General features: G+C 55.7%; 27 protein-coding genes and 1 tRNA gene. 15 read left to right on the forward strand and 13 right to left on the reverse strand.

Translation table 11 applies throughout. The features are described from left to right. The first annotated feature begins 32 nt into the window (after positions 1 to 32). The gene (locus tag SynRS9902_RS07660; protein WP_186495470.1) at positions 33 to 200 is read left to right on the forward strand and encodes a hypothetical protein; all 168 of its coding nucleotides are present in this window, start codon (positions 33 to 35) and stop codon (positions 198 to 200) included. Between the two features lie 3 nt (positions 201 to 203). Here the strand turns inward: SynRS9902_RS07660 and SynRS9902_RS07665 are convergent, their stop codons facing one another. Continuing rightward, complete coding sequence (locus tag SynRS9902_RS07665; protein ID WP_115082491.1) at positions 204 to 368, reverse strand: PCP reductase family protein; 165 nt, start codon at positions 366 to 368, stop codon at positions 204 to 206. 113 nt (positions 369 to 481) lie between these two features. Here SynRS9902_RS07665 and SynRS9902_RS07670 point away from each other — a divergent pair, with 113 nt between their 5' ends. After that, positions 482 to 1,207: a sigma-70 family RNA polymerase sigma factor gene (locus SynRS9902_RS07670; protein WP_186508670.1), complete on the forward strand. Its 726-nt coding sequence runs from the start codon at positions 482 to 484 to the stop codon at positions 1,205 to 1,207. Here SynRS9902_RS07670 and SynRS9902_RS07675 read toward each other — a convergent pair whose 3' ends face one another. Further along, positions 1,208 to 1,927: a TIGR00297 family protein gene (locus tag SynRS9902_RS07675; protein ID WP_255446067.1), complete on the reverse strand. Its 720-nt coding sequence runs from the start codon at positions 1,925 to 1,927 to the stop codon at positions 1,208 to 1,210. A gap of 86 nt (positions 1,928 to 2,013) precedes the next feature. On the opposite strand from SynRS9902_RS07675, the gene SynRS9902_RS07680 reads away from it, so the two are divergent. Further along, entirely contained in the window at positions 2,014 to 2,430 is a 417-nt protein-coding gene (locus SynRS9902_RS07680; RefSeq protein ID WP_186508674.1) for a hypothetical protein, read from the forward strand. On the opposite strand, the gene SynRS9902_RS07685 is transcribed toward SynRS9902_RS07680, so the two are convergent. Together SynRS9902_RS07685 and SynRS9902_RS07690 are read right to left on the reverse strand one after the other, a co-directional pair. Beyond that, the gene (locus SynRS9902_RS07685) at positions 2,420 to 3,184 is read right to left on the reverse strand and encodes a 16S rRNA (uracil(1498)-N(3))-methyltransferase (protein WP_255446068.1); all 765 of its coding nucleotides are present in this window, start codon (positions 3,182 to 3,184) and stop codon (positions 2,420 to 2,422) included. The two genes, SynRS9902_RS07680 and SynRS9902_RS07685, sit on opposite strands and share 11 nt — an antisense overlap. Then, on the reverse strand, positions 3,144 to 3,593 hold the full coding sequence (locus tag SynRS9902_RS07690; protein ID WP_115082235.1) for a DUF3531 family protein: 450 nt from the start codon (positions 3,591 to 3,593) through the stop codon (positions 3,144 to 3,146). The genes SynRS9902_RS07685 and SynRS9902_RS07690 overlap by 41 nt, the downstream gene beginning before the upstream one ends. Before the next feature lie 41 nt (positions 3,594 to 3,634). Between SynRS9902_RS07690 and SynRS9902_RS07695 the strand changes: the two genes are divergently transcribed. Both SynRS9902_RS07695 and hslO read left to right on the forward strand, forming a co-directional pair. After that, positions 3,635 to 4,273 carry an ABC transporter ATP-binding protein gene (locus tag SynRS9902_RS07695; RefSeq protein WP_186508678.1) on the forward strand — a complete coding sequence of 213 codons (639 nt, stop codon included), beginning with the start codon at positions 3,635 to 3,637 and terminating at the stop codon, positions 4,271 to 4,273. Between the two features lie 14 nt (positions 4,274 to 4,287). Further along, entirely contained in the window at positions 4,288 to 5,205 is a 918-nt protein-coding gene (hslO, locus tag SynRS9902_RS07700; protein ID WP_186508680.1) for an Hsp33 family molecular chaperone HslO, read from the forward strand. A 3-nt stretch (positions 5,206 to 5,208) separates the two neighbouring features. On the opposite strand, the gene SynRS9902_RS07705 is transcribed toward hslO, so the two are convergent. The 4 genes from SynRS9902_RS07705 to SynRS9902_RS07720 all read right to left on the reverse strand — a co-directional run bounded on the left by SynRS9902_RS07705 (position 5,209) and on the right by SynRS9902_RS07720 (position 8,571). Then, positions 5,209 to 5,904, reverse strand: coding sequence for a CPP1-like family protein (locus SynRS9902_RS07705; RefSeq protein WP_115008996.1), 696 nt, complete (start codon positions 5,902 to 5,904; stop codon positions 5,209 to 5,211). 42 nt (positions 5,905 to 5,946) lie between these two features. Further along, on the reverse strand, positions 5,947 to 6,168 hold the full coding sequence (locus SynRS9902_RS07710) for a hypothetical protein (protein ID WP_025362298.1): 222 nt from the start codon (positions 6,166 to 6,168) through the stop codon (positions 5,947 to 5,949). Positions 6,169 to 6,237: 69 nt separating this feature from the next. Then, the gene (locus tag SynRS9902_RS07715; RefSeq protein WP_186508682.1) at positions 6,238 to 7,884 is read right to left on the reverse strand and encodes a peptide chain release factor 3; all 1,647 of its coding nucleotides are present in this window, start codon (positions 7,882 to 7,884) and stop codon (positions 6,238 to 6,240) included. 6 nt (positions 7,885 to 7,890) lie between these two features. After that, positions 7,891 to 8,571 carry a trans-aconitate 2-methyltransferase gene (locus SynRS9902_RS07720; protein WP_186508684.1) on the reverse strand — a complete coding sequence of 227 codons (681 nt, stop codon included), beginning with the start codon at positions 8,569 to 8,571 and terminating at the stop codon, positions 7,891 to 7,893. A 118-nt stretch (positions 8,572 to 8,689) separates the two neighbouring features. Between SynRS9902_RS07720 and nrdJ the strand changes: the two genes are divergently transcribed. Together nrdJ and SynRS9902_RS07730 are read left to right on the forward strand one after the other, a co-directional pair. Then, positions 8,690 to 11,020: a ribonucleoside-triphosphate reductase, adenosylcobalamin-dependent gene (gene nrdJ, locus SynRS9902_RS07725; protein WP_186508685.1), complete on the forward strand. Its 2,331-nt coding sequence runs from the start codon at positions 8,690 to 8,692 to the stop codon at positions 11,018 to 11,020. 565 nt (positions 11,021 to 11,585) lie between these two features. Next, complete coding sequence (locus tag SynRS9902_RS07730) at positions 11,586 to 12,464, forward strand: hypothetical protein (RefSeq protein WP_222929448.1); 879 nt, start codon at positions 11,586 to 11,588, stop codon at positions 12,462 to 12,464. Here SynRS9902_RS07730 and SynRS9902_RS07735 read toward each other — a convergent pair whose 3' ends face one another. Beyond that, positions 12,465 to 12,908 (reverse strand): hypothetical protein, encoded by a 444-nt coding sequence (locus SynRS9902_RS07735; protein WP_186508689.1) that lies wholly within the window; start codon positions 12,906 to 12,908, stop codon positions 12,465 to 12,467. It abuts the gene before it with no gap. 465 nt (positions 12,909 to 13,373) lie between these two features. Here SynRS9902_RS07735 and SynRS9902_RS07740 point away from each other — a divergent pair, with 465 nt between their 5' ends. From SynRS9902_RS07740 to SynRS9902_RS07755, 4 genes are all read left to right on the forward strand, one after another. Continuing rightward, positions 13,374 to 13,649 (forward strand): hypothetical protein, encoded by a 276-nt coding sequence (locus SynRS9902_RS07740; protein ID WP_186508691.1) that lies wholly within the window; start codon positions 13,374 to 13,376, stop codon positions 13,647 to 13,649. Beyond that, positions 13,646 to 13,891, forward strand: coding sequence for a hypothetical protein (locus SynRS9902_RS07745; RefSeq protein ID WP_186508693.1), 246 nt, complete (start codon positions 13,646 to 13,648; stop codon positions 13,889 to 13,891). The genes SynRS9902_RS07740 and SynRS9902_RS07745 overlap by 4 nt, the downstream gene beginning before the upstream one ends. 550 nt (positions 13,892 to 14,441) lie before the next feature. Further along, positions 14,442 to 16,256 (forward strand): AAA family ATPase, encoded by a 1,815-nt coding sequence (locus SynRS9902_RS07750; RefSeq protein WP_186508695.1) that lies wholly within the window; start codon positions 14,442 to 14,444, stop codon positions 16,254 to 16,256. Positions 16,257 to 16,261: 5 nt separating this feature from the next. Further along, positions 16,262 to 16,747 carry a hypothetical protein gene (locus SynRS9902_RS07755; RefSeq protein WP_186508697.1) on the forward strand — a complete coding sequence of 162 codons (486 nt, stop codon included), beginning with the start codon at positions 16,262 to 16,264 and terminating at the stop codon, positions 16,745 to 16,747. 406 nt (positions 16,748 to 17,153) lie between these two features. Here the strand turns inward: SynRS9902_RS07755 and SynRS9902_RS07760 are convergent, their stop codons facing one another. Further along, positions 17,154 to 17,714, reverse strand: coding sequence for a site-specific integrase (locus tag SynRS9902_RS07760; RefSeq protein WP_186508699.1), 561 nt, complete (start codon positions 17,712 to 17,714; stop codon positions 17,154 to 17,156). A gap of 615 nt (positions 17,715 to 18,329) precedes the next feature. Here SynRS9902_RS07760 and SynRS9902_RS07765 point away from each other — a divergent pair. Further along, positions 18,330 to 18,794 (forward strand): hypothetical protein, encoded by a 465-nt coding sequence (locus SynRS9902_RS07765; RefSeq protein ID WP_186508701.1) that lies wholly within the window; start codon positions 18,330 to 18,332, stop codon positions 18,792 to 18,794. Further along, entirely contained in the window at positions 18,794 to 19,249 is a 456-nt protein-coding gene (locus SynRS9902_RS07770) for a hypothetical protein (protein ID WP_186508702.1), read from the forward strand. The genes SynRS9902_RS07765 and SynRS9902_RS07770 overlap by 1 nt, the downstream gene beginning before the upstream one ends. Positions 19,250 to 19,342: 93 nt before the next feature. Here SynRS9902_RS07770 and SynRS9902_RS07775 read toward each other — a convergent pair whose 3' ends face one another. Next, entirely contained in the window at positions 19,343 to 19,600 is a 258-nt protein-coding gene (locus SynRS9902_RS07775) for a hypothetical protein (RefSeq protein WP_255446069.1), read from the reverse strand. Positions 19,601 to 19,742: 142 nt separating this feature from the next. Then, positions 19,743 to 19,991, reverse strand: a complete 249-nt coding sequence (locus SynRS9902_RS07780; protein ID WP_186508703.1) for a DUF3104 domain-containing protein — start codon at positions 19,989 to 19,991, stop codon at positions 19,743 to 19,745. A 331-nt stretch (positions 19,992 to 20,322) separates the two neighbouring features. Here SynRS9902_RS07780 and SynRS9902_RS07785 point away from each other — a divergent pair. Further along, positions 20,323 to 20,409 (forward strand) — tRNA-Ser (locus tag SynRS9902_RS07785). 350 nt (positions 20,410 to 20,759) lie between these two features. Next, positions 20,760 to 21,716, forward strand: a complete 957-nt coding sequence (locus tag SynRS9902_RS07790) for a glycosyltransferase family 2 protein (RefSeq protein WP_186508704.1) — start codon at positions 20,760 to 20,762, stop codon at positions 21,714 to 21,716. A gap of 604 nt (positions 21,717 to 22,320) precedes the next feature. Here SynRS9902_RS07790 and SynRS9902_RS07795 read toward each other — a convergent pair. Next, a complete protein-coding gene (locus tag SynRS9902_RS07795) occupies positions 22,321 to 22,920 on the reverse strand; it encodes a hypothetical protein (RefSeq protein WP_186508705.1) in 600 nt (199 codons plus the stop codon). Positions 22,921 to 22,971 lie beyond the last annotated feature (51 nt).

Below are 22,971 nucleotides of genomic sequence, written 5' to 3' on the forward strand. Positions count from 1 at the left end.
ATGTGTGGCTCTCCTGACATTGGTGATCGGACTTGGGACCTGACCGCTCTGCAGAACGCGCTGCCGGCCACCCCCCTGCCCAGCGCAAAACCACGCTCAAGTGGGACGAAAACGGTGAACTCACAGCCCTGGATATGGCACGCATCGTTGACCGCTTGACCCAGCCGGAACTGCAGCGCTGCGATCTCGACCCCTCCTGAGGATCAGCTCGGGGCCATGGCCTGCTTGGCGGATTTGTAGAAATCCAGGTCGATGTCGGAACGTCCGTCGGAATCCGCCATCGCCTCAACCCGTTTACGAACAGCAGGCCGTACGAAGAACGGAACATCTTTCTTGAGTGCTGCCAGTGCTTCTGGTTGCCAGTCCATCCATCCAAAACCGTTGCACCCATGATCCGGCACGAAAGTGCCGATCTGCGGCACCAAAGGGCCAACCGCTTCGGGGCTGAGGGTTGAACCGTTGGATCAGTTGCACTGATCCCTTGATTTCTCAACGTCACCTGCACCAGGAGTCCCGGCGTGGACTGCCGCCCTGCATTGCACGACGCAATCAGCAGGCTCTCAAGCACCTGGGCCTGGCCCACTGCGCGGCCCGTCGCCAAGAGCAACGCGGGCCTGAAGAGTTCGACGACCTTCTGCAGGAGTCCCGGGTTGGATTGATCCGTGGCCTTGAACGGTTTGATCAACAACGAGGCCTCCGCCCCAGCAGCTATCTGCTCTCGCGGGCCACCGGCCAAATCCTCCACTACCGCCGCGATCGATCACGCACCATTCGGATTCCCTGGCGACTGCGTGATCTTTACGCAGCCGGAATGAAGATCCAGCGGGAACGCGAACAGAACCGGCAGCCCCTTCTCAGCGATCAGGACCTTGCAACCGAACTATCGGTTCGACCAGAGCGCTGGGCTGCCGCCGTTGAGAGCCATGGAGCCAGCCAGGTCGTCGACCTGTCTGCCAGCCCTGGAAAGCCAGCAAGCTCGAGGGCGGAGGATGAACACCTTGACTGGCTGAAGAGCGTGCTGCACCAGGTGGATGGCCTGGCCGGCACGGTGCTGCAAGCCCACTTGATCGAAGGCCAGACCCTCAAGGATCTGGCTCAGGCCATGAATTGCAGCCGTTCATCCCTGCGCCTTCATCTCCATGAGGGAGTTCAACTGCTGCAGCAATGGGCCCAGCGCGATGGTCTGATGCCCATCCAAACCAGCTGATCAGAGCACCATCAGCAGCATCGCCAGAACTGCGGCCAAGAGGGTCTGGAGAGCATTGACCAGCTCATTGCTCAACCAGGCCACGCGATCCTGCACCAGAGCACCGAGCAGGCTTTCGCCGAGGGTCGCCACCAGGCCAACCAGCATCACCAGCACTGCCACAGGCCATGAAGGAACCAGCTGCAGGGCCAGCATCACCAGGGTCATGGCGATGCTGCCGGCGGCACTGGCCAGGGTTCCCTCAAGGCTGATGGCTCCTTCGGTTCCTGGTGGAACAACCCGCAGGCTGGTGATCAACACCGTGGTGCGCCCGAATCGTTTGCCAATCTCACTGCCGAAGGTGTCGGCCAACTTGGCGGCAAAACTCGCCGCAAAACCAACCAACATCAGCTCACGGGGCTCGACACCAGCACCGATGAGCAGTGCCAGGAAGGCTCCAACGGCCGCAGAACCCCAGACGTTTTCAGGGCCGCGCTGCCCACCGCGGGCTTCGGCAAGGCCCCGGTTTTGCTTGTTCTGAAAGCCGATCTTGGTGACCAGACTTCCCAGACAGAGATAGGCGACCACGGCCAACCAGCCCGACCACCCCAAACACCCCCACAGAATCGTGCCCAAGGCAGCTGCATGGACCCAACCACTGCGGGTGAGCACAGATGTCCGCTGCGCCAGGGCAATCAAAACCGTGTTCACCAGCAGGGCCTGAATCCAGAGTGCGGACATCACACCGTGTTGCAGTGCCCTAAGCATCTCCTGCCTGCGGCCATTGCAGAGGGAGAATCGGGTGCGTTCGTTCTCTGGTCGACCGGATGGTGTTCAACAGCAACAAGGGCTTTTTCCTCACCCTGGATGACGCCGCCGCTCCGGCTACCCTCGATCTGCCTCAACAAGAGGCTCCAGCAACCGAAGAGGCACCGGTCGAGGCAGCTGTGGTCGCTGCCTCCGAGCCCTCAGAGGTTGCCCAGCCTTCAGCCCCCGAAGCTGTTGAAGAGACTGTTGCAGAAACCAGTGCTGCATCCAGCGCTCAGCCCGCAGCCTCACTCACCACAGCAGAAGCGATCGCCGCTGAACTGGCTGCAGCAGAGGCATCCCGCCCGGCGGTGACCTACTCCACCTTTGCCCCCAGCAACCTTATGCCTGGTGGCGGACTGCGCCAGCGCAGCCGCCGGCCCGGAGCAGCTCTGAAATCCTTCCGGGGGATCGCTCAGGATCTGTTCAAGAGCTGATCAGCCGATCACGCCAACGAATCAGTTCCACGGCACCAGCCACCGCGGCCGTCGAACTGCGCAGGATGGTTGATCCCATCTGGACGGGCTGAATCTGGGCTTGGGTGAACTGCTTCAGTTCCTCTTCGCTCCAGCCCCCTTCCGGGCCGACCATGAGCCATGTGAGCTGAACAGGATCGGCCTGATGACGCAACCATTGATCCAAGGCCGGTGGTGCCGCCTCGCGGGTCACCCCCACCAGACGCTGGCCCCGCTCATCTCCCATCCATTGAGATAGGTCTTTGAGATCGAGCAGCTGTGGCGTCCACAACCGTTCGCACTGCTCCACCGCTTCACGAATGATCGTGGCCCAGCGCTCGGGTCGGTGGTCGGCCTGGGGAACACAGCGATCGCAGCGCAGGGGCTGAATCCGATCAATCCCGAGCTCACAGGCCATCCGGACGACCTCATCCATCCCCCGCCGCATCAAGGCCACGGCTAGACCCAGTTGAGGTTGGGCCTGGGGCTCAATCAGTTGCGCTGGCCGATCGAGCTCGAGCAGCTTGGCTTCCATCAGGGTTGCGGTCGTGAGCCGGCCGCAACCATCGATCAGATCCACCTGCTCGCCACAGCGCAGACGCAACACTCTCCGCAGGTAGTGCTGCTCTTCGGAGTTGAGCAGAACCGATCCACCCTGCTCCAGGCGATCCGACGACAGAAGCAAGCGCCGGCGTTCAGCCACCGGCAGGGAAAACACTGTCGGGATGGTCTTCAACCGGCCAATTCTCATTGACCCCACCAACGACCAGCTCTTCGATCTGAACCACGTCGGAGTCCAATTGACGCAGGGCATTGATCAGAACATCGATGGCAACTCCATCCGACGTACCGAGATCAACCCAGCAACGTCCCCAGTCGTTCTGGTATTCGAGCTGCCCCATGTTGTGCATCAGGGCTGGCATCGCCGACTCAGCCCCATCGTTGTCGTAGGTCATCCAACTGAGATCGGAGCCCGCGTCATGCACCTGCAGGTTTTCTGCGTTGAAGCCGCCCAAACGCCCGATCACATACCAGCTGTCGAAGACACCATCGACGTAATTCCGTTCCCCCTGACTGGGGGGTTCCGAAAAACGGATCCACAACCAGCAATTGAAGGGATCGACTTCACGAAAACGAATGTCCATGGGGCCATCGCGACACCGTCATCATCGTTCAAGCTGAACGCATGCTCGAGCTCTCAGGAATCACCTATGCACCTGCGACTGCCGGTGCCCCCATCCTCGACGGCGTCGGTTTTCAGACGCAGAAGGGACGGCCGCTGCTGATTGCTGGCGCCAGTGGATCCGGAAAGACATCGCTTCTGGAAATCATCAGTGGCCTGGCATCAGCCACATCCGGCAGCATCCGCTGGAACGGCAGCGCAGTGAAACGACGGCAGCTGCGATGGATTTGCGGCATCGTTTTCCAGTTTCCTGAGCGCCATTTCCTCGGGCTGAGCGTGGCTCAGGAACTGCGGCTGGGACATCGGCGGCTCGGTCATGAGCGCGAACAGAGCGTGCTCGAACGGGTTGGCCTCGACAGCATCGCCTCCACAACGGCGCCAGAACGGCTGAGCGGCGGGCAGCAACGGCGGCTTGCCCTCGCCGTGCAAATGCTCCGCGGTGCTGAAGTGCTCCTCCTGGATGAACCCACCGCAGGTTTGGATTGGTCGGTGCGACGGGACGTGCTTGATCTGCTCGCCGGCCTCGCCCGTGAGCAGGTGTTGATCGTGGTCACCCATGAACCCGAGCTGTTTCAGGACTGGGACTGCCAAAGACTGCGCTTGCAGGGCGGGCGGCTCGAACCGATGACTACATTGCCCTGAACTTCCGAGGGGATATGGCCGACCGGCTGGTGCGTGCAACAGCCGCTGAGGGCGGCATCCGATTGGTGGCGGTATCAACAACCAACATCGTGCGTGAGGCGAGGGAGCGCCATGGTCTGTCGTTCCTCACCAGCGTGATGCTCGGACGAGCCATGGCCGCTGGATTGATGCTGGCCAGTTCGATGAAGGTGCGGCACGGCCGGGTGAACCTGCGCCTCGGTTCCGACGGACCAATCAAGAACTTGATGGTGGATGCCGGCCGTAACGGAACCGTTCGTGGGTACGTGGGCGAGCCGGGCCTGGAACTCGACCCGATTCAGGATGAAGCAGGCCATTTCAGCTTCAACTTCAAGGAGGCCGCTGGCACCGGCTACCTCCACGTGATGCGTGATGACGGCAAGGGTGAGCCCTTCAACAGCACCGTTGAACTCGTCAGTGGAGGCATTGGTGAGGATGTGGCCTCCTATCTGCTCCACTCCGAACAGACGCCTTCAGCCGTGTTTGTGGGTGAGCAAGTGAACAGCGCCGGCATCCATGCCAGCGGTGGCCTCCTGGTTCAAATCCTTCCCAAAGCAGCGGAAGAGCCGGCCCTGGTGGAGCTGATTGAACAGCGTTGCCGCGAGATCACTGGATTCAGTCAGCGGCTTGCGGCAAGTGGCGACCAGCTGGAGGATCTGCTTCGGGACGTCTTCCCCGACCTTGATCCCAAACCCCTCGACGATGCCGAGGCCAGTCAGGAACTTCGTTTTTTCTGTCCTTGCAGCCGTGAACGCAGCAAAGCGGCACTGCTCCTGCTGGGCAGGAACGAACTCACCGACATGCGTGACAAGGATGGTGGCGCGGAACTGACCTGCCACTTCTGCAACGACCGTTATGACGTGAGCGCTGCGGAGCTGCAGGAGCTGATTGACGGCCTACCGACGGCGGCCTGATGCTCAGGCCAGGAACAGGGCTGCAGCCCACAGCAGCAGAGCTGCAGGCAGAGCCTGGATCTGCAGAGGGCTGAGAGCCAGCTGTTCAACAGCAGTGGGGGAGAGCGCCAGGTTCAGCAAAGAGCCTGCCGCCAAGCCCAGGATGAGCACCAGCAACGTCCAGCCCAGGGATGCCAGTGGGCGGCGACCACGGCGAACCTGACTGAGAAAAACGCCGATGGTTGCCAGGGCCAGCACCAACTGAATGCTCCCGGCCGAGATCAGCAACAGAGCAACGCCGACGATCCCAGCAATCAGGCGAACGGAACGCCCCTGCCCTTCCACCAGGGCCCAGTCGGGCTTGAGGCCGGAGAGGGTCGGGGAGGGATCGGGCAGCCTGTTGCGGAGATTCGCCAACACGTTGCCCATCGGTGCCTGAGCTGGCGGAGAAGGCATGGATCCCGCCATGGCCTCCCGCTCCGATGCCGTCGCTGCAGCAGCACTCACCTGACCCTGTTGCCGGTCCCGCAGGCGAGCCATCAGGACGGCGTCGTAGGCCGCTTCGATCTTTGCTCGGGCCTGATCATCACCGGAAACCTCGGCGAGACAGCGTGCTTTGGCCGCCTGAACCTGATCAAAGCCCGCATCACGGCTCAGGCCAAGACGGGCAAATGGATCATCTGCGTTTGCATCGGGGCCAGATTCACCCAGGGCTGCCATTGCGTCGATCGGGTTCCTTTTGATGAGCGTATCGGGGCCTGTTCAGAAGAGGGGCGCACCGTGACGAAAACCCTCGCTGCGTTCCAGCCTGCTCCGGCAGCTGAGGGCATCCACCCGGTTCATCCAGGAGCGGCGCTTGATCAACGGCATCTGCGGAGGAAGGTGGTAGCCCTCCAGCATTTCCACCGATTCGTCATCACCACGGAAACACACGTATTCGGTGCCGCCGTCAGCGCTGTTCCTCAGCAGCCAGAACGTACTCACGGAAGTTGAAGGCGCGGCACAATTCTGGCGAGAGAGGCGTGGAGGTGTGGATGGGGTGATCGGCGCGGTTCAGAGACTGATCGGCTCCACTCCACTCACCACCGGGGCAACACTGCTGAGTTCAAGGTCGGGGTGGTCTTCCCGAAGCTGGTTGAGATTCCACTCGTTCTTGAACAACAGCACAGGCCGATTCCAGGCATCACGCACGGTTTTGCAATTGAAAATCCGGCCCACCTTTTCGAGTTCAGCCCAACCGCCGTTGATCCAACGGGCAACCTGGAAACCCATGGGCTCAAGCCGGGTTTCCACGCCGTATTCGTTCTCAAGCCGGTGCTGCACCACCTCAAGCTGGAGTTGTCCAACGGCCGCCAGGATTGGATCCCGCTTGCTCTCGTCGGTGTCATAAAGGATCTGCACAGCCCCCTCTTCCCGCAGCTCGTTCACCCCTTTGCGGAAGTTCTTGAAGGCTGAAGGGTTGGGGTTGCGCAGCCAACTGAAAATCTCCGGGCTGAAACAGGGAATGCCTTCGTATTCCACTTTCGAACCCACATAAAGGGTGTCGCCAATGGAAAACATGCCGGGGTTGTTGAGACCGATCACATCACCCGGATAGGCGTCTTCCACCACAGCTCGGTCCTGACCGAACAGCTTTTGAGGACGTGAGAGACGGATCGCTTTGCCCGTGCGGGCGTGCTTGACCGTCATGTCTTTTTCGAAGCGGCCGCTGCAGACACGAACGAAGGCCACCCGGTCGCGGTGCCTGGGGTCCATGTTGGCCTGAAGCTTGAACACGAAGCCGCTGAACCCTTCACGCAACGGGTCCACCAGACCTTCGCTGCTGGATCGGGCGATCGGCCGTTGCGCCATCTCAAGGAAGGCGTCGAGGAACGGACGGACCCCGAAGTTGGTCATGGCCGAGCCGAAGAACACCGGGGTGAGCTCACCGGCATGGACCATCTCGATGTCCAGCTCGGCGCCAGCCGCCTCCAGGAACTCCATTTCTTCAATGGCCAGATCCAGCAGGTCCTCTTCCACCAACTCGCGCAGAGCAGGGTCGTCCAGCGAGAGGCGTTTCTCACTGGCCTGCTTGCCACGTTCAGCACGGCTGAACAGAACCACCTCCTTGCTGCGGCGATCAATCACACCTCGGAATTGCTCGCCACTGCCGATCGGCCAGTTCACCGCCCAGGGGGTGAGGCCGAGTTCCGACTCGATTTCATCGAGCAGGGTGAGCGGTTCCCGCCCCGGACGGTCCATCTTGTTGATGAAGGTGAAGATCGGGATCTGACGCATGCGGCAGACCTCGAACAACTTCCGGGTCTGAGGCTCCAGGCCCTTAGCGGCATCCTCCAGCATCACGGCGTTGTCCGCCGCTGCCAGCGTTCGGTAGGTGTCTTCGGAAAAATCCTGGTGACCAGGCGTGTCCAGGAGGTTGATCGTGGTGGCGTCGTAATCGAACTGCAGCACCGTGGAGGTGATTGAAATGCCCCGCTGCTTTTCAAGCTCCATCCAGTCGGAGGTCACCTTGCGCTGCTCACCCCTGGCTTTCACCGCACCGGCCTGCTGAATGGCACCGCCATAGAGCAGCAACTTCTCGGTGAGGGTTGTTTTTCCCGCGTCCGGGTGGGAAATGATCGCAAAGTTGCGACGGCGATCCACCGCCGAGGCCAAAACCTGGGCCAGATCACCATCAGTGGTCGCTTGACTGCCGCTCATCGGATTTCAGGACTTCACCAAGCCTGACACCACCAGATAACGGTCGCCCTCCGCCGAAACCGTCAACTCGTTGAGATCAAGCCGGTGGAGCTCTGCGGTCACCTCCTGAGGTTCGAAGGCCGCCGCCAGCGAGGCAGCGAAATCGTGCTGCAACACCTCTGGAGCCGATGGCAGGTGCTTGAGCAGCAGCTGGTGAATCTCAGCGTCGGAGGCAGGACGCCGCAGATCCCGGTGCAAGGTGCGACAACCCGGTGCTGCCAAATCTCTGGTGACCATCCAGAGCAGATCAGGCTGGTGCAGGTGATGCAAAAGGCTGTTGCTGACGATCAGATCAGCCTTCCCAAGCAGAGCACCTCGAAGAACCTCCTGAAGGGTCTGACAAAGGAACGAGATCTCCAGCCGCTGCTGCTGGGCCTGCTCCCGGGCGACAGCCAGCATCGATTCGGCACCGTCAATGCCGATGATCCGAGCCTTGGGGAAGAGGCCGGCCAGCCGAAGCGTGATGTTTCCCGGGCCACAACCCAGGTCCACCACCAGTGGATTAGGCGGCAAAGGCGATGTGCGTGAGAGGAGCCGCTGAATCGCTTCGATGGTGGCTTGATCGCCGGAACTGAAGTCGGCAGCGGCATAGGCCTGCACCTGCGTATCACCGTTCATCAACTCAGGCTCCAGCCGCCGCTGCATCATTTGCTGCCGATTTGGAGCTCAGTTTGAACGGGACACTGTTGATGGTGGTAAAGAGACCTTGCTACCCCCATCTGTGGCGTTAGGGTTTCGATACTTGTCCTTCGCCCCAGCACCGCACGTGACCCTCACTCCAAATCGTGTGGAGACCTCTGCGGGAGCTGTCGCCGGGTTCGGCGACTTCCCCGCAACCGCTCCTGCTGCCAACCCGGTCTTCTATCGCACCTACAGCCGCAAAACCCCCAGCGGCCGTGAGAGCTGGAGTCAGGTGGGCGCGCGAAACCTGGAAGGCCTGCGTCAATTGGGCAACCTCAACGATGCGGAAGTTGCCCTGCTGGCTCGCATGCAGGCCGAGAAAAAAGCTCTTCCCTCCGGCCGCTGGCTCTGGATCGGTGGCACCCGCTGGATCGAGCAGCCCGAAAACTTCTCGGGTTCCTACAACTGCACATCCACCAACCTGGTGGATTGGCAAGCCTTTGGTCTGATGATGGACCTGGCGATGATGGGCTGTGGCACCGGAGCCATCATCGAGCCGCACCTGATCGACCGGCTTCCGGTGGTTCGCAACAGCTTTGAAGTTCTCAGCGTCAGCGAAATCGGCATCACTCCTGCCGCTGAGCGCCAGGACGACTGCACCCACAGCATTGATGGCAACAAGGTGACCATCAAGGTGGGTGACACCCGTCGCGGCTGGGTGGACAGCTACCAGCTGATGCTCGAGCTCAGCAGCGATGAACGGTTCAACGGAGGGCCGATTCAGATCGAGGTGGACCTCAGCGATGTGCGGCCGGTTGGGGAAACGCTGAAGGGTTTCGGCGGCATGGCCAACCCCGTCAAGCTGAAGGATCTCTACGGGCGCGTTGCTCGGCTGCTGAACAAGGCCCAGGGCCGTCGGCTCACCTCAGTCGAGTGCTGCCTTCTGATCGACGAAGCCGCCGTCACGATCGTGGCTGGAAACATCCGCCGCAGCGCCGGCATGCGCCAGTTTGCTTCGGACGACCAGGCGGCTGCGTCCTCCAAGGACAACCTCTGGCAGCAAGACGAGGAGGGCAACTGGAGGATCGACCCCGAGCGTGATGCGTTGCGGATGGCCAACCACACCCGTGTGTATCACACCCGTCCCAGCAAGGACGTTGTGCACGCAGCGGTGACCAAGCAGTTCCACTCCGGCGAAGGCGCGATCCAGTTCGCTCCCGAAGCGATCGCTCGCTCCAATGCCGATCTGCTCACCACCCCTGAGCTGCGAACGGAATTCATTGAGATCTACTGCGAACAGGGTTGTGAGGAAGCGGGGCGTTGGCTGTCCGACAACCACGGCCCCATCGGCGCCGACGAGCTGGAGCACCGCCTCAGCCGTTACGGCTTGAATCCCTGCGGCGAGATTCTGGGTGCCGATTTCCACTGCAATCTGGCCGAGGTGCACCTCAACCAGATCGACCCTAGCGACGAGGAAGGACAGGCCGATGCCTTCCGTGCAGGTGCCCTCTCGGTTGCTTGTCTGCTCAACCATCGCTTTGAAGTGGAGCGCTACCGCCAGAGCCGTGAATGGGACCCGATCGTTGGCGTCAGCTTCACCGGTCTGTTCGACTTTTTCGTCCATGCCTTCGGCACGGAATGGCTGAGCTGGTGGGAGGCTGGCCGGCCTGACACCGAGGAGGGTCTGCGCTTTAAGGAGCAGGAAGCCGCTTACCTGAGCCGTTGGAAGGAGATCGTCAATCAAACGGTCTGGGACTACTGCGACCGTCATGGCCTGCGTCGTCCCAACCGCTGCACAACCGTGCAGCCTGCTGGCACCAAGAGCCTGCTCACCGGTGCTGCCCCCGGCTGGCATCCGCCCAAAGCTCAGCGCTTCATCCGTCGGATCACCTTCCGCAAGAACGACCCCGTAGCCATGGCCTGCATGGACTACGGCTACACCATCGTTCCCTCCCAGTCCGACAAGGATGAGGAAGGCCGTCTGCTGAATGACCCCTTCGATCCCCGCTGCACCGAATGGCTGGTGGAGATTCCCACCGAGGTGAGCTGGGCCAACCTGCCCGGTGCTGATGCCGTTGACATCAACGGCTTCAGTGCGATGGCGCAATTCGATTTCTACATGCAGGTGCAGCGGCATTACACCGCCCACAACACCTCCGCCACCATCGAATTCCGCGAGCACGAAATCGAACTTTTGGCTGATGCTCTGCATCAAGCCATGGAGAAGGGCGAGGGCTACATCTCAGCAGCACTTCTGGCCCGCTTCGATGCCAATGCCACCTTCCCCCGACTGCCCTTTGAGCCGATCGATGCAGCCACCTACGAGGAGCTGCAATCAGCTGTGGTGAAGCGTCGCGTCAGCAGTGATTTCTTTGAAGCACTGCAGCGTTATGACCAGGGCGAGCTGACCGAAGCGGGCCCGGCCGGATGTGATTCCGATAAGTGTCTGTTGCCTCTGGCCAAGCCGGAAAACTGAACTGGGAGCACGTCCCGATACAGTTGTCAGGTGTCCTGCGGGGCACCTGACACCCTCTGGAGAGGTGGTCAAGTAGTTTATGGCTCTGGTCTTGAAAACCACTGACGACTGAAACTCCAAGAATTTGACCAAAAGATTTGAGCCCCGTGATCGCGGGGCTTTTTTATTGCGCTGCAATGGATCTCGGCGTTTTCTCTGGAGCGTTAGAACCTGGATCTGACTCGTCTACCGGTTGCCAGTAGGTCTTCACCCGGTAGCTTTTAGGGCACGTTTTTAGGGCACGCTCCAGTTGGAGGACATATCGGAGCAGCTCAAGCAGTCCAACGTTGTTCTCAAGAACAGCAAGGCTGGCGTCACGATCCGGCAGAGAAGAAACAAGCTCTGCCTCAGATCAGTATTGCCAGCAAAAGATGGCAGCCAAAATCTCACCCAATACGACGTACCCACCGGATGTGATGCCAACGCTCTAGGACTAAAGCGATGCATAAAACTCGCTCAGAAACTCGCGGCTGAGAAATCTCTTGGATCGTTTGACTGGTCCAACTGGCTCACAGCACCGAAAGAGGTGCAATCGAGAGCAGAGGTTCAGACCGAAAGCCAGACCGTTGAGGCATGGGTCCAACGCTTCAAGGTCCATTGGTGGGATGACAAGACTCTCGACACCACAGCCCAGAAATCCCAAGCCAAGCGTTCTTGGTACGCCTACGAGGTTCAGTTCAATCGGATCGCAAACCAGAAGGACCTTCTGACTGTTGATCTTCTGGTGGAAGTGGCGAAGACCACCAAGGCTGGAAGCAAGCCAAGGCATGAGTTCTGCCAGAAAGCCAAGGCGCTAGCGAAATTCGCTGACCTCCCTGGCATCAAGAAGCTGGAGAAGGTTCACACCAAATACGTCGCCAAGGTTCCGAAGCTGCCAACTGATGAAGAGCTGTTCGCCTTTGCTGAAAAGCATCGGCATGACGGGCGCTTCGGTTGGTGCTTCGCTGCGTTGGTCGTTTACGGATGCCGAGTCAGCGAGGTGTATTCGCTGGTTCCAAGCAGTGATGGAAAAACTGCATCAGTGCTGACGCTGAAGCAGAAGGGGTTCGATCCAAAGCCAAGAACGGCAATCGCACTGCCGTTTGATTTGGTGGAACGGTTGGACCTGCTGAACGTTGAAAAACCTTTTGAAATCAACGCTGGTGAGGACTACGACAGCGACGCTGCCAAGAGCCAAACCGACATGTTCAACAAATGGCTCCAGAAGCGTTGGAATGGAAGCACCAAGCTCTCGAACAAGAACGTTCGGCATAGCTGGTGCATCCGCTCCATCACCGAACCGAAGTTCAGTGATGCGCTTGCTGCAAGATCAGCAGGTCACTCGGTGGCGCTCCACACCTCTACCTACGCGACTGCGATTGAGAAGCGAGACATGGAGGAACAAGCGGCGCGACTGGCGAGCTGATCAGAAGGATTCGACAACACGAGCAATTTCGTGTGGCTTGCGAATGACACCCTCGTCATCCATGACGCCAATGACATGCTCAAGGTTCATGAGGATCGTGCAGATGTCATGCATCCACGGATCTTCAACGTCCGGCATGTCTTCGTTGTCGTAGTAAGGGACCTTGAGGGTGTCTAAGACTCTGCAACCGCACTGAATCCAGTACGAGCCAGGCTCTAGATCAAGAGCCTCACAGATGTGTGATGGGGCGATCCAAGGCGTTGAGTGTGTCTCGTAGCTGCCGAGATGAATCAGCACACGAGTCATTTCTCCAGCCAAATACCGACGCTTACGTCGCGACAGAGTTCCGTCGTTGATGTAATCGCTGATAACTGTGGCGGTAGACCAATCCTCTTGGCGCTCGGTTGTACCGGCACCTGGAACGCTCTTCGATTGTGCAGACATGTGGGGCTAACTCCCGATTGGGAGTGACTGGTTTACGGGAAGTTCTTCATCGCCGAAGCGGAAACCAGACCCACGCCGAAGCGGGATTTCGTCCAGTGCAAAAAAGATAGCACTGGGGTCAACCCCGTGCGAACCCACTACATATGGTGTAGGTTCTAACTGACAGCAACTCAGGGAAACCGTGTTGCTCTGGAATCATTTCTCCAGCTGACTGCCTCGGAAACGAGAAGTGGATTGACGGTCACTGTTCACACCCCTCTGTGCAAGTGGGCAAGAAAGCGAACCGTTACGCCAACGTCAAAAGCAAGAAAGTCGCAGTCCCTAAGGACTGTGGATTTCCTGCGTCTGAGGCAGTGGAGTTCATCGAGAGGCGTAATCCAAACGCTATTTGGGACTTCTCGATGCTGGAGATACCAGCGCTAGATCGCATCGCGCAGCACAAGGGGATAAAGACCGTCCCCAGAAATGAGCGACTCGCTTCTACAGACGCTGACTGCCGAAGTTCGGCAGATGCGTCACGACCTCAATCTGCTGATTGAGAAATCACCTGAATCGGTCAGTCCGTGGATTCCTCCACGTGAGCTGGCACGTCTTCTTGGTGTTAGCAGCCAAACGATTACCGCCTATCGAAACGATGGTCGGTTCCGTTCCAGCAGCACCCGTGCCATCAAACGAGGGCAAAGAACTGACTGGGAATACCACCGCCAAGACGCCATTGCTGATGTCAGGGGGTTGGTATGACCTACCGCGACTATCGAATCGGTTTTTCTGGAACGGACCTCATCAGTCCAACTCAGTTCGAGTATTACCCCGAGCTGAAATACCGGATGCCTCAGGCGCTGGCTCATGCGTTGTATCGGCTTGAAGAAGTTCAAGGCGAGATCAACGACATGGAGCTGAGTGAGGAGGTGAGACGTATCGCCCGAAAGCGACGTCACATCCTCAATGGCTGGATCAGCTATTACCGGGAGCAACTCCAATGAGATTGCTTCCGACAGCACAGGCAGCCAAGGAATTACACCTGCACCGCAACACGCTCCACCGATACAGACGTGAGGGTCTTTTGAAGGCTGGAACGCATTGGTGTCGGCAAGGTCCCTGGCGTAATGCAGGGTTCTTGTACGACGTGGATGCGTGTCTTGAGCTGTTTCGGGCGTGGGCGATTGACCCTCCACTACGTCTTCAGCTCCTTAATTGCACAAGGCTGCACAAAGCCGAACAGGATTTGCAAGGCGATGTAGTGCACACGAATGGTTTCTCATACGTTGTGAAAGATGAGTAGACATTCCGAATTGGATTACTACCAGCGGGAGAAATTAGGAGCCCCACTTGCAGATCAGATCACCTTTCGAGTGTAGAAACGGCTCGCCGTTTTTATTCGAACGGTTGCTCTTACTGAAGGTCGAGATCCTGCTCAGCTGATACGTCGGATGCTTCATGAGGCGTGCCAAGAGATTGGCTACGACCCAGACGGTTTCTGACATGAAAAAGGCCCCTGAAGGGAAAGGGGCCTCCATCTGATCCAGACACATCATGACATCTGTTCACGAGCTACGTCCTCCAAAAATCGACATCTCGCGATGGGTACTCAGAGCTGAAATGCTCTTGCTTGCCCACTGGGGAGACATAGACGCGTTTAAGCCACCAGTTCACGCAGGTGGATTCTCCGCAGCCGAAATGATGGCTGAAGAGTTTGTGCCACCTACAGATGAACCTGCGGGTGTGGCTTGGTACGAAGCTCAGGCTCTAACCCAGGACTGGTCTCTCATTGATCGAGATTCGATCGAATGGAAGCAACGGGACTGGGAGTGTGTAGACCTTTGGCTTGCCCTTCAATCCCACTTCGACAACGACAACTCTCAGTACAACCAACGTTGTATTGAGAATGGTCGAGAGCAGTTCCAGCACTCAGACCCTCAAGTCATTGAAGACATCGAGGAGTTCAAGGCTCGGCTCATCTTGCGACGTGGGAAGTTTCCACTCGTCATCAGACGCAAAGTAGATGGTGTGTCGTATGAGGACGCCACCAACTACAAGAATCGGTTCAACGCTCCAAAGATCAGCCGCTATTACCTCTCGGCAGTTCAGAGGCTCAAGCACTTCAGAGAAGCCAAAGGACTCCTAGATCCAGCGTTTGAGGCGCAGGATGAGCTTGAGCATGAGAGCCAGCGCAACCTCAAGAAGGTCTCTGCAGCGTGGGATTCCATCAAGTTGATGGCTAGCCCTACGCAACGCCGTTTAGCCCACCAGAAGCTCAGAAAGGATCTGGGCATCGCTGACAAGGAGTACAAGTCTTTGATGCACACCCTGCTGGTTGAGCAGAGCGACGAAAACGTTCAGCTCGACAGCGTTGATGCCGTCAAACGAGCAGCAGCAGCTTCTGAAGAACGAGCAGTGGTTGATCGTTTCTTGATGGCTGGAGCGGTGTCAATCATTGCCGCTGAAGGCGGTTGTGGAAAGACAGCACTCCTCTGGGCCATCTCAGAAGCAATCTCCAATGGCTCGCCTCTGTTTGGGCAGCTTCCAACGATCAAAGGCCACGTCGTGGTCATTGAGGCAGATGAAAGCTGGCGTAATTCAGCCGAGAAATGGTCTCGGATGGACTACTCACCCAATAAAGACAACGTCTACACCCAGTGGGCTTGGGACCCTTCAAAGCTCTTAGAGCTTGAGCAGACGATCCAGAAGCACAACTCCGTTGCAGTCCTAATGGACAGCTTTGGAACGTTGTTCAGCGGGGGCGGTGAGTCAATGAATGACTCTGAGATTGGTCTGTACATCTATACCCTCAACCAAATGGCTGCTCGTACTGGAACGGCCATCTTGGTGACGCACCACCTCAAGAAGGGTGCAAGCAAGGACAACAGTGGATGTCCCAGACCAATCACTCTCCCTGATCTGTTTGGCTCGTCTTACATCGTCAACGGTGCCAGTGACATTTGGGTGCTGTGGCGTACTGCTGACGATGAGCACAGCTTCCAGCTTCGGTATCTGAAAGACAGATCGATGCTGGTGGAACGGAACTTCGACTTTCAACTCACTGGCAGCGATGAGTCACTGCGTTTCGACCTCACTGGTGGAAGCCTGCATGAACTTGAAACTCGAAAGACCGTTAAAGCGAAGCTGCTGAGCATCCTTCGGCACTCTCCCCACCAGTGGTTCACGGTTGAACGACTTGGAGTTGAGTTGAAGGAAGCAAACAAGTTCAGCCTCAGCTACTCAGCCAGAGCCGTAAGGCGTGAGTTGACTGAGCTTTACGCAGAAGCTGCTGTTACTGGGGTGGCACGTCGTCGAGTTAATGACGGCAAACCAGGTCGCCCCAAGTTTGAGTACGCCTTCGTTAGGTGAGTGGGGTGTCTGAACCGTTCCAAAAAGCACCTCTGATGCCTGAGACACGTTCCAGCGCAACAGATCAAGTGATGTCCCAAACCACTCTGAATAAAGGACATCGTCAAATGGACAGTGTCCTTAAATCATGGGGGTTTAGGACTTTCCGAGATCCGTTCCAGGAGAACAGCAGTCAGGGATTAGAAGCTAATAAAGGACAAAAAACCACACCCTTACGAGAGGTGGTTTGCCCTGGAACGTCTCATGAAAAAGAGTCCACCGGTGTTTGCCCTTTGGAACGTGATGACAGTTCCCGCACGAGAGCGGGAATAACAGTGAGAGCAGTTCGCGCCTTTTTGGGACGTAAAACGCTCAAACCATTTGCAGCGCAATGGATCTACACCCGCGCCCCTGGTGACAGTGGTGTCACTAAAGCCACTAAGTACAGACCATTGGCTACCCGGTTTTTCGACGTTCTGACGGCCCCTGTTTTTCAGGAGAAAAAACCATGACCCTGGAACGTGAACTGGCGGCCCTTAATAGGCGTCTGAGTGACCTCAAGCGAAGGCAAGAGGCCATTCACATGCGTGTATTCACTCGAAACCACGATGAGCCATACCCCGCTGATGCAAGGGATGGCGACTTAGTGGTGACTATCGAGAGTCAGAAGCCTCTCCCTTGAACTGCCGGCGGTCAAGACGTCTTAATTCCACAATTTCAAGGCGTCTTCTGTTGGTTTCGATCTCAGCCTCACGAGCTAATTGTTCAAGTTGAGCATTTGTGCGCTTTTGGTGCTGAGAAGATACAAAAGACATAGGGATATGGAATTAGATGCGCAGAAACTAAAAACCGGGAGAAATTGATGCCTGAAAGCGTTACCCAAATACACCTATTCGTGTAGTTAGGTAACACGACCACTCATGCACCAGCCATAACAGCGTCGTTCTTCGCCTGATCACTGACTTCGAGGTACCGACTCAAAACACCCAGATCGCTGTGACCTGAAATTGCTTGGAGCGTCCTTAATGGGATTCCATTAGCACTAGAAGCAGTCAGAAAACTCCTTCTAAATGAGTGCGTTGAAATTCCACCGAAGCCAAGTTCACTGGCTGCTTTCCGCAAAGCGTGATCGAAACCACGTCTTGTCAGATGTTCACCAGGGTTACGACCAGGGAAGACCCATTGATCTGGATCGTTCTCTGGATTCACCACTTGTTTCCAAGCTGCTAACTCGGCTGCAAGTTGTGGATGGATTGGAACGGATCTTGTCTTTTTTCCACCTTTTGTTGTTGGAGCGGTCAACAGCACGTAGCCGTCAGCGACATACCTCCACTTGAGCTGCAAACCTTCTGACACCCGAGCAGCAGTGCGTCGAAGCAACGTGGCTAAGACGCGATGGTTCTCAGGTAAAGCCTCCAGAAGCAGATCAAGCTCAGCAGTCGAGAGAACACGTGCTCGACCGAAGCGATCTTTCTTCATAGATCTATTTAGTTACCGAGGTTCAGAGGCAAGTCAGAGCCTGGCTTGTCCTCTTCCATAACGTAGAGGACTAGTCACCTACTTTGTACCTGGTAGACCCACAGACTATCTGATGCAAAATCGCAATCATTATGAGTAATACTAGGTTTCTGAATGCTGATCGGCTGATGTGATTTAAGTGAGGACATCTAATTATTACTTGACAAATGTAGGGGGTGGATTTACAGTTTTTAGCTTCAAAATCTTTACGCGGGGAACTTACTGAGACAACAATACATACCCAAGGAGTAATCAGCAACATGCAATCTCTAGTTAATTCTAGTGCACTGCAATTAGGTGGGTGCCATGGAGCAATAAAGACAGTTAAGATTTAGTTGCGGTCATTTCTTCCACCTGTATGGATTCCGATTGGGATCTAACACCAGCAGAATGGTCAATGATGAGCAGGGCGAACAAATGCGGCAAGCAGTTGTATCCCTACTCATCTCAATCATCTGAAGCCTGGGCAGCTCGTGCTTTCCGTAGATGGAGAACAGAGGGGGTACCACCCGAAGTTCAACAGGATAAACAAAGCCCAGGAATTTTGAACCTCATTAACAAGAGGCCACCTAAGCCATGAGCAACATCGAAGCCTTCGTCAGCACGTACCAGAGCCTTTTCCCTGGAACGCCTACACCCCCTATGCCCTCTAAACCAGAAGACCTAGGTCTTTCGGTTCAGATGGCTATCAGGGAGAACAACCCACGACTGTGGCAAGCGATGTTTGGTGGACATGGAGCACCACTTCCTGCTGATGTCGCCATGCGAGTAGCGAAGGGTGAAATCGCTCCAGAAGACGTCGCTCCCTTGCGTGCAGCCAACTACGACGAGTGGGCAGTTCAAGCAAACCAGATCCGCGAGGAAATTTTTGAGCGTGCTCGTCAAAACACTCGCGAACGAGAGAAAGCTCAGTACGAAGCCGTGCGAGCACGTTTTCAGGAGTTCCAGCAGAAAGGTTTGTTGGAGCGTCTTGCTGCTTCACCACTGTCAGGCGAAGCAATCGCTCAAGCACGAGAGCAGTGGGGCATCACTGGTCGCTGATGACCCAAGCGTTTGTACAAATGCCAGAAGGACGTAGAGGCAGGCCATTCCGTGAGGAACAGGATCTGCCACCACAAATCCAACAAGCGCTTGTTCTGCGTGCTGCTGGAGCGTCTTGGATTGATTGCGCTGCTGGAGCGGGTGTCGATGTTCGAAACCTTCGTAAGTGGAGGAAGCATCCACAGGCAGAGCCATTTCTGAACGAACAAATCAGAGGCAACCTCCAACAAGCTCAAACGCTTTTTGCAGAAGCAGCGCCAAAGCTTGCTGAACGTCTCATCAAGTTGGGACTGGATGAGCGTGTGAAGGGGTACACGGCTGTGAGCGCCATCTCAGAGGCGTTCAAGATCTTGCAAACCGGTGTTGTGAACCACCAGCAACGAGAGCAGATCGAAGCTATCAAGGCTCAGCTCACTGCTCTTGAGGATGGAACGCCCAACGTGATCGACGTTTAGGTGGAGAAGCTGAAGAGACTCACAAGCACCGACTACCCACAAAATGTGATGCCGGAGTTGGCGTTCACATTAGAAATCGCAACTTCCACTCAATCAGCCTGCGATCACACGGTTAAGGATTTCTTGTTTTAGGAGGGCACGATCTCGTTCCACCTTGATTTCCTCCATCAGCTCAGGCTTTGTCTGGGAGCGAAGGTTGACCCTGTCCAAGGGAGTCTTCAGCATCGTCAAAACTTCCTCAACGTGAGAGGTCGGATCATCTCCAAAGCTGTCGAAGCTGGACAAGGCTTTGTCGAGCTGGTTCGTTAGTCGTTTTACGGCTCTCATTGGCTTGGTGCAGGCAATCGCCAACTATGGACCATGAAACTCCATATGGCTACACGCCAAGCCCTTTCACTTTTGATTCATCGCTACCCAGATGCAACTGCCCCATCAGCTGCAAGCAGGGAATGACCGGGTAGAGACTTCTCCCCAAACCAGTGGTTGAAACGATTCAGACCCTTGGACAGATGTGAGTCACGAGGTCAGCGCTGACCCAGTTGATGACGCCGGTATCGACATCAGCCACTTGGAACAACGTTGGAACCTTTGGGTTCCTGGCACCGCCATCGACCCAAATCACATCAGCCATACGCCAGGCCCCTTCCGTGTCAGTGACGATCACGGTCATGCCTGCTTTGACGTGTAGGAAAACGGGATTCGACGTGGGCGCTGCAACGGCGCTTGCATGATCAACCGACATACCCTCTGAGCCAGTACAGCTGTATTAGCCCCTAAGGGGCCTAGGGGTCCAGGAACTGAATCCGAAGACTGGCGTGGGTGCAGAATTCGTAAAGCAGCCCCGCAATAGAGCTGCAGGGGCTGCTTTTCCCGCGTGCATCAATTAGGGCACGTTTTAGGGCACACAAGATTTAGGGCACGCTTACAGCCAAGTTGTCGAGGTACTGGAACGAGCTGTTTTGAAGCCTGTTCTTCTAATACCCTAGTCCAGCAGACCCATTGGCAGCACTGACTTCAGGCCACGTTGACGATTGGGTAGACTAATCAAGTCGATCCAAGGGATTGACCCGCCTGGAGAGGTGGTCGAGTGGTTTATGGCTCTGGTCTTGAAAACCAGCGTGTCTTCACAGGCACCGTGGGTTCGAATCCCACCCTCTCCGTTTTTCACACTTAGGCCCCACATTGGGGGCTTTTTCAATAGATTAACGATAGGCGTTGCTTATATCCCCACACTTCATGAATTTCTCTGAACTAGTTCAAGAGTTGAAACTCATCTATCCCAAACAGCAGCCAAGTACGTTTGCTTATTAGGACAAGTCAATCAAACCAGTTGCTGACTTGCCTGTCGATTCAATCAATAAAGCATCAACCAGATGGACCAGAGCATGTCAAGCAGGTAGGTCGAAAGGCAATCACGGCACCCACAAGCATTAGGCCAAATGCGGGACTGGCCATATATCCATTGCTTAATTATTAAAAACTCTAAATTAGATGCATTGGCAAACAGCTTATGCCTAAGATCTCAATAATAGTTCCTTGTTATAATTCTGAAGATTTTTTAGTTCAAACCATCGAAAGTGTCCTTAAACAGGACATGCTTGACTGGGAGTTATTATTAATTGACGATGGTAGCTCTGACAACACTCTAAATATTATCACCAATTTCATTAATCTTGATAATCGTATTTTTGGGTTTCAGAAAACAAATGGAGGGACAACTAAAAGCAGGAACTACGGGTTCAAGCAAGCCAGCCAGTCATCTGAATATATTTGGTTTCTTGACCATGATGATCAGCTAGAAGCCACCGCCCTCTCAAAGATGAGTGCATATCTAGATGCTCATCCCGATATAGGCTTATTAAGCTGTGGCGTAAAAACTATTAATGCTATAGGTGATGAAATCAATAGCACATACAACAGATGGGCGCCAGGAAAAGTATTTCCTCGAAAGCTTCGAGATTACGAACATGAGACACCTTTTGTTGTTTTCTTCTGCGGTACTGGTATGGGACCTTTTGCCATGTACCGTAAATCAGTTTATCTGCATACAACCGGTTGGGACGAAAATGAGGCTCTCTGGCCGCACGAAGACACTAATATGTTTTGCGAAATGGCATTAATATCCAAAGTCGGATTCATTCCAGACCGACTTTACATAAAACGTGAACATTCTGGGCAGGGAATGAGAAATCACCAACGAATGCGTTCAGCATACAAGGAGTTTAGGAGAAAGTGGGATTCTAGAAGGCCCAAAAACGCAAAAGAATCACAAATTCTTTTCGAGGCAAAAAAATATTATTACACTATGCATAGCCCCTGCAGAGACTTAAAAGTGCTAAAAAAAACACTTGTGCAGTTTTTCCTAAGTCCAAGCATCAAAAAGCTAAGTTGGTCCTTGACGCTGCTTGCGAGTGCGGCTAAAGGCTTTCTACTAAATAGAATTAAATTTCTAAGTGCATGCCTTTAAGTAAATTTAAAAAATGTGATGAAAGCTTCGAATGAAAATGGTTTTGCAGCACTCAATGCCTGCGGAAAACCAAGGGGGTCTACTCATAAGTCTTTCTTACTGGATCACTTGCCTGAGGGTGCTATTGATGGCCTAGCGCCTACTAATGAGAGGGTTCGAATCCCACCCTCTCCGTTTTGAACCCCCTGAATCAACGATCTAGACGGTCGTTGGTCTTGAAATGATTCAGGAAATGTTGTGTGGCCGACGGTGATGCACCACCGGAGCGATTCGACCACATAGATACCTTGACGGGCCAATCACTGCAGATCGATTCATCACCAGGTTTCTTAAGAAACAAAAGGATTTGCCCCCTGCCGAAGCAGGAGTCAAACACCAAGGCGTCGGACATCGCTCTGTCCGGCTTCCAAGCCCAATTAGCGACTTGGCGAGGTCACTATGAGCCGAATCGTCCGCATTTTTGAAGGGATTGCGCTGGGATTTCTGGACATCCACAAAATGCGCCCAAGACTCAATCTGATTCCTGCCTAGACGGCCTCGATCGAACTCTTAACGTTAAGGCTCGTGCATCGATGGGTGAAGTGACTGAACAATTGAAATCCGATCAGCCCATCTGGGTGGGAGGCTCAATGCTGCTGCCGTCAAAGTCGAAGATATAAGCCGATTCCTCAGCAACCAATTCACGAATCTCCTGGCGGGGGATATAAAGCAAATCAGTTTCACCAGCCGCGCAGGACTCTGCATGGCGGCAGTAATAACAGGCGTAGCCAAAACAAGGCTTACGAGCTCTGGGGTCTTGTTCGATCCCATGCTCATCCATCAAAGAGCGCACAAGGCGGCAACAAAAGCGTTGCTTCTGGATTTGCATTAACGCGAAATCACGTAGCACATCTTGCATGCTCCGGTTCAACGAAGCGCAATAGGCCTTCAACAGAGTGTGCTCCGATTCAGACATTCTGACGTTGACAACTTTGTCAGCCTGAACCGAAGTTGCGCCCATCCGCTCCCATGAATCCACGCCAACATCATATCCATGGATATGCAGATTTTGCATAAAAAACTTCGCCTGGGTGATCAACAATCGACAACTGGAATCAACGGGATAAGGAAAGATGGCAGCCCAGACAGGGCTGAATTGACGACATAGAGGCGCAACAATTGCAGCCAGATGGTTCAGGCCTGGCACCTCAACGGGGTGGCCCATGAATCAGCCATGCAAGCAGCACCCTGGCGGTCACGCCACAGGGCCGAGCAA

Origin of the sequence: Synechococcus sp. RS9902 (assembly GCF_014279635.1) — a bacterium.
Taxonomy (GTDB): Bacteria; Cyanobacteriota; Cyanobacteriia; order PCC-6307; family Cyanobiaceae; genus Parasynechococcus.

Coding starts and splice junctions, on each gene's coding strand:
- SynRS9902_RS07665 (WP_115082491.1), bottom strand. CDS start 368: ATGGACTGGCAACCAGAAGCACTGGCAGCACTCAAGAAAGATGTTCCG.
- SynRS9902_RS07675 (WP_255446067.1), bottom strand. CDS start 1,927: ATGTCCGCACTCTGGATTCAGGCCCTGCTGGTGAACACGGTTTTGATT.
- SynRS9902_RS07680 (WP_186508674.1), top strand. CDS start 2,014: ATGGTGTTCAACAGCAACAAGGGCTTTTTCCTCACCCTGGATGACGCC.
- SynRS9902_RS07690 (WP_115082235.1), bottom strand. CDS start 3,593: ATGGACATTCGTTTTCGTGAAGTCGATCCCTTCAATTGCTGGTTGTGG.
- SynRS9902_RS07695 (WP_186508678.1), top strand. CDS start 3,635: ATGCTCGAGCTCTCAGGAATCACCTATGCACCTGCGACTGCCGGTGCC.
- hslO (WP_186508680.1), top strand. CDS start 4,288: ATGGCCGACCGGCTGGTGCGTGCAACAGCCGCTGAGGGCGGCATCCGA.
- SynRS9902_RS07705 (WP_115008996.1), bottom strand. CDS start 5,904: ATGGCAGCCCTGGGTGAATCTGGCCCCGATGCAAACGCAGATGATCCA.
- SynRS9902_RS07715 (WP_186508682.1), bottom strand. CDS start 7,884: ATGAGCGGCAGTCAAGCGACCACTGATGGTGATCTGGCCCAGGTTTTG.
- SynRS9902_RS07720 (WP_186508684.1), bottom strand. CDS start 8,571: ATGATGCAGCGGCGGCTGGAGCCTGAGTTGATGAACGGTGATACGCAG.
- SynRS9902_RS07735 (WP_186508689.1), bottom strand. CDS start 12,908: ATGTCTGCACAATCGAAGAGCGTTCCAGGTGCCGGTACAACCGAGCGC.
- SynRS9902_RS07740 (WP_186508691.1), top strand. CDS start 13,374: ATGAGCGACTCGCTTCTACAGACGCTGACTGCCGAAGTTCGGCAGATG.
- SynRS9902_RS07745 (WP_186508693.1), top strand. CDS start 13,646: ATGACCTACCGCGACTATCGAATCGGTTTTTCTGGAACGGACCTCATC.
- SynRS9902_RS07750 (WP_186508695.1), top strand. CDS start 14,442: ATGACATCTGTTCACGAGCTACGTCCTCCAAAAATCGACATCTCGCGA.
- SynRS9902_RS07760 (WP_186508699.1), bottom strand. CDS start 17,714: ATGAAGAAAGATCGCTTCGGTCGAGCACGTGTTCTCTCGACTGCTGAG.
- SynRS9902_RS07765 (WP_186508701.1), top strand. CDS start 18,330: ATGAGCAACATCGAAGCCTTCGTCAGCACGTACCAGAGCCTTTTCCCT.
- SynRS9902_RS07770 (WP_186508702.1), top strand. CDS start 18,794: ATGACCCAAGCGTTTGTACAAATGCCAGAAGGACGTAGAGGCAGGCCA.
- SynRS9902_RS07780 (WP_186508703.1), bottom strand. CDS start 19,991: ATGTCGGTTGATCATGCAAGCGCCGTTGCAGCGCCCACGTCGAATCCC.
- SynRS9902_RS07790 (WP_186508704.1), top strand. CDS start 20,760: ATGCCTAAGATCTCAATAATAGTTCCTTGTTATAATTCTGAAGATTTT.
- SynRS9902_RS07795 (WP_186508705.1), bottom strand. CDS start 22,920: ATGGGCCACCCCGTTGAGGTGCCAGGCCTGAACCATCTGGCTGCAATT.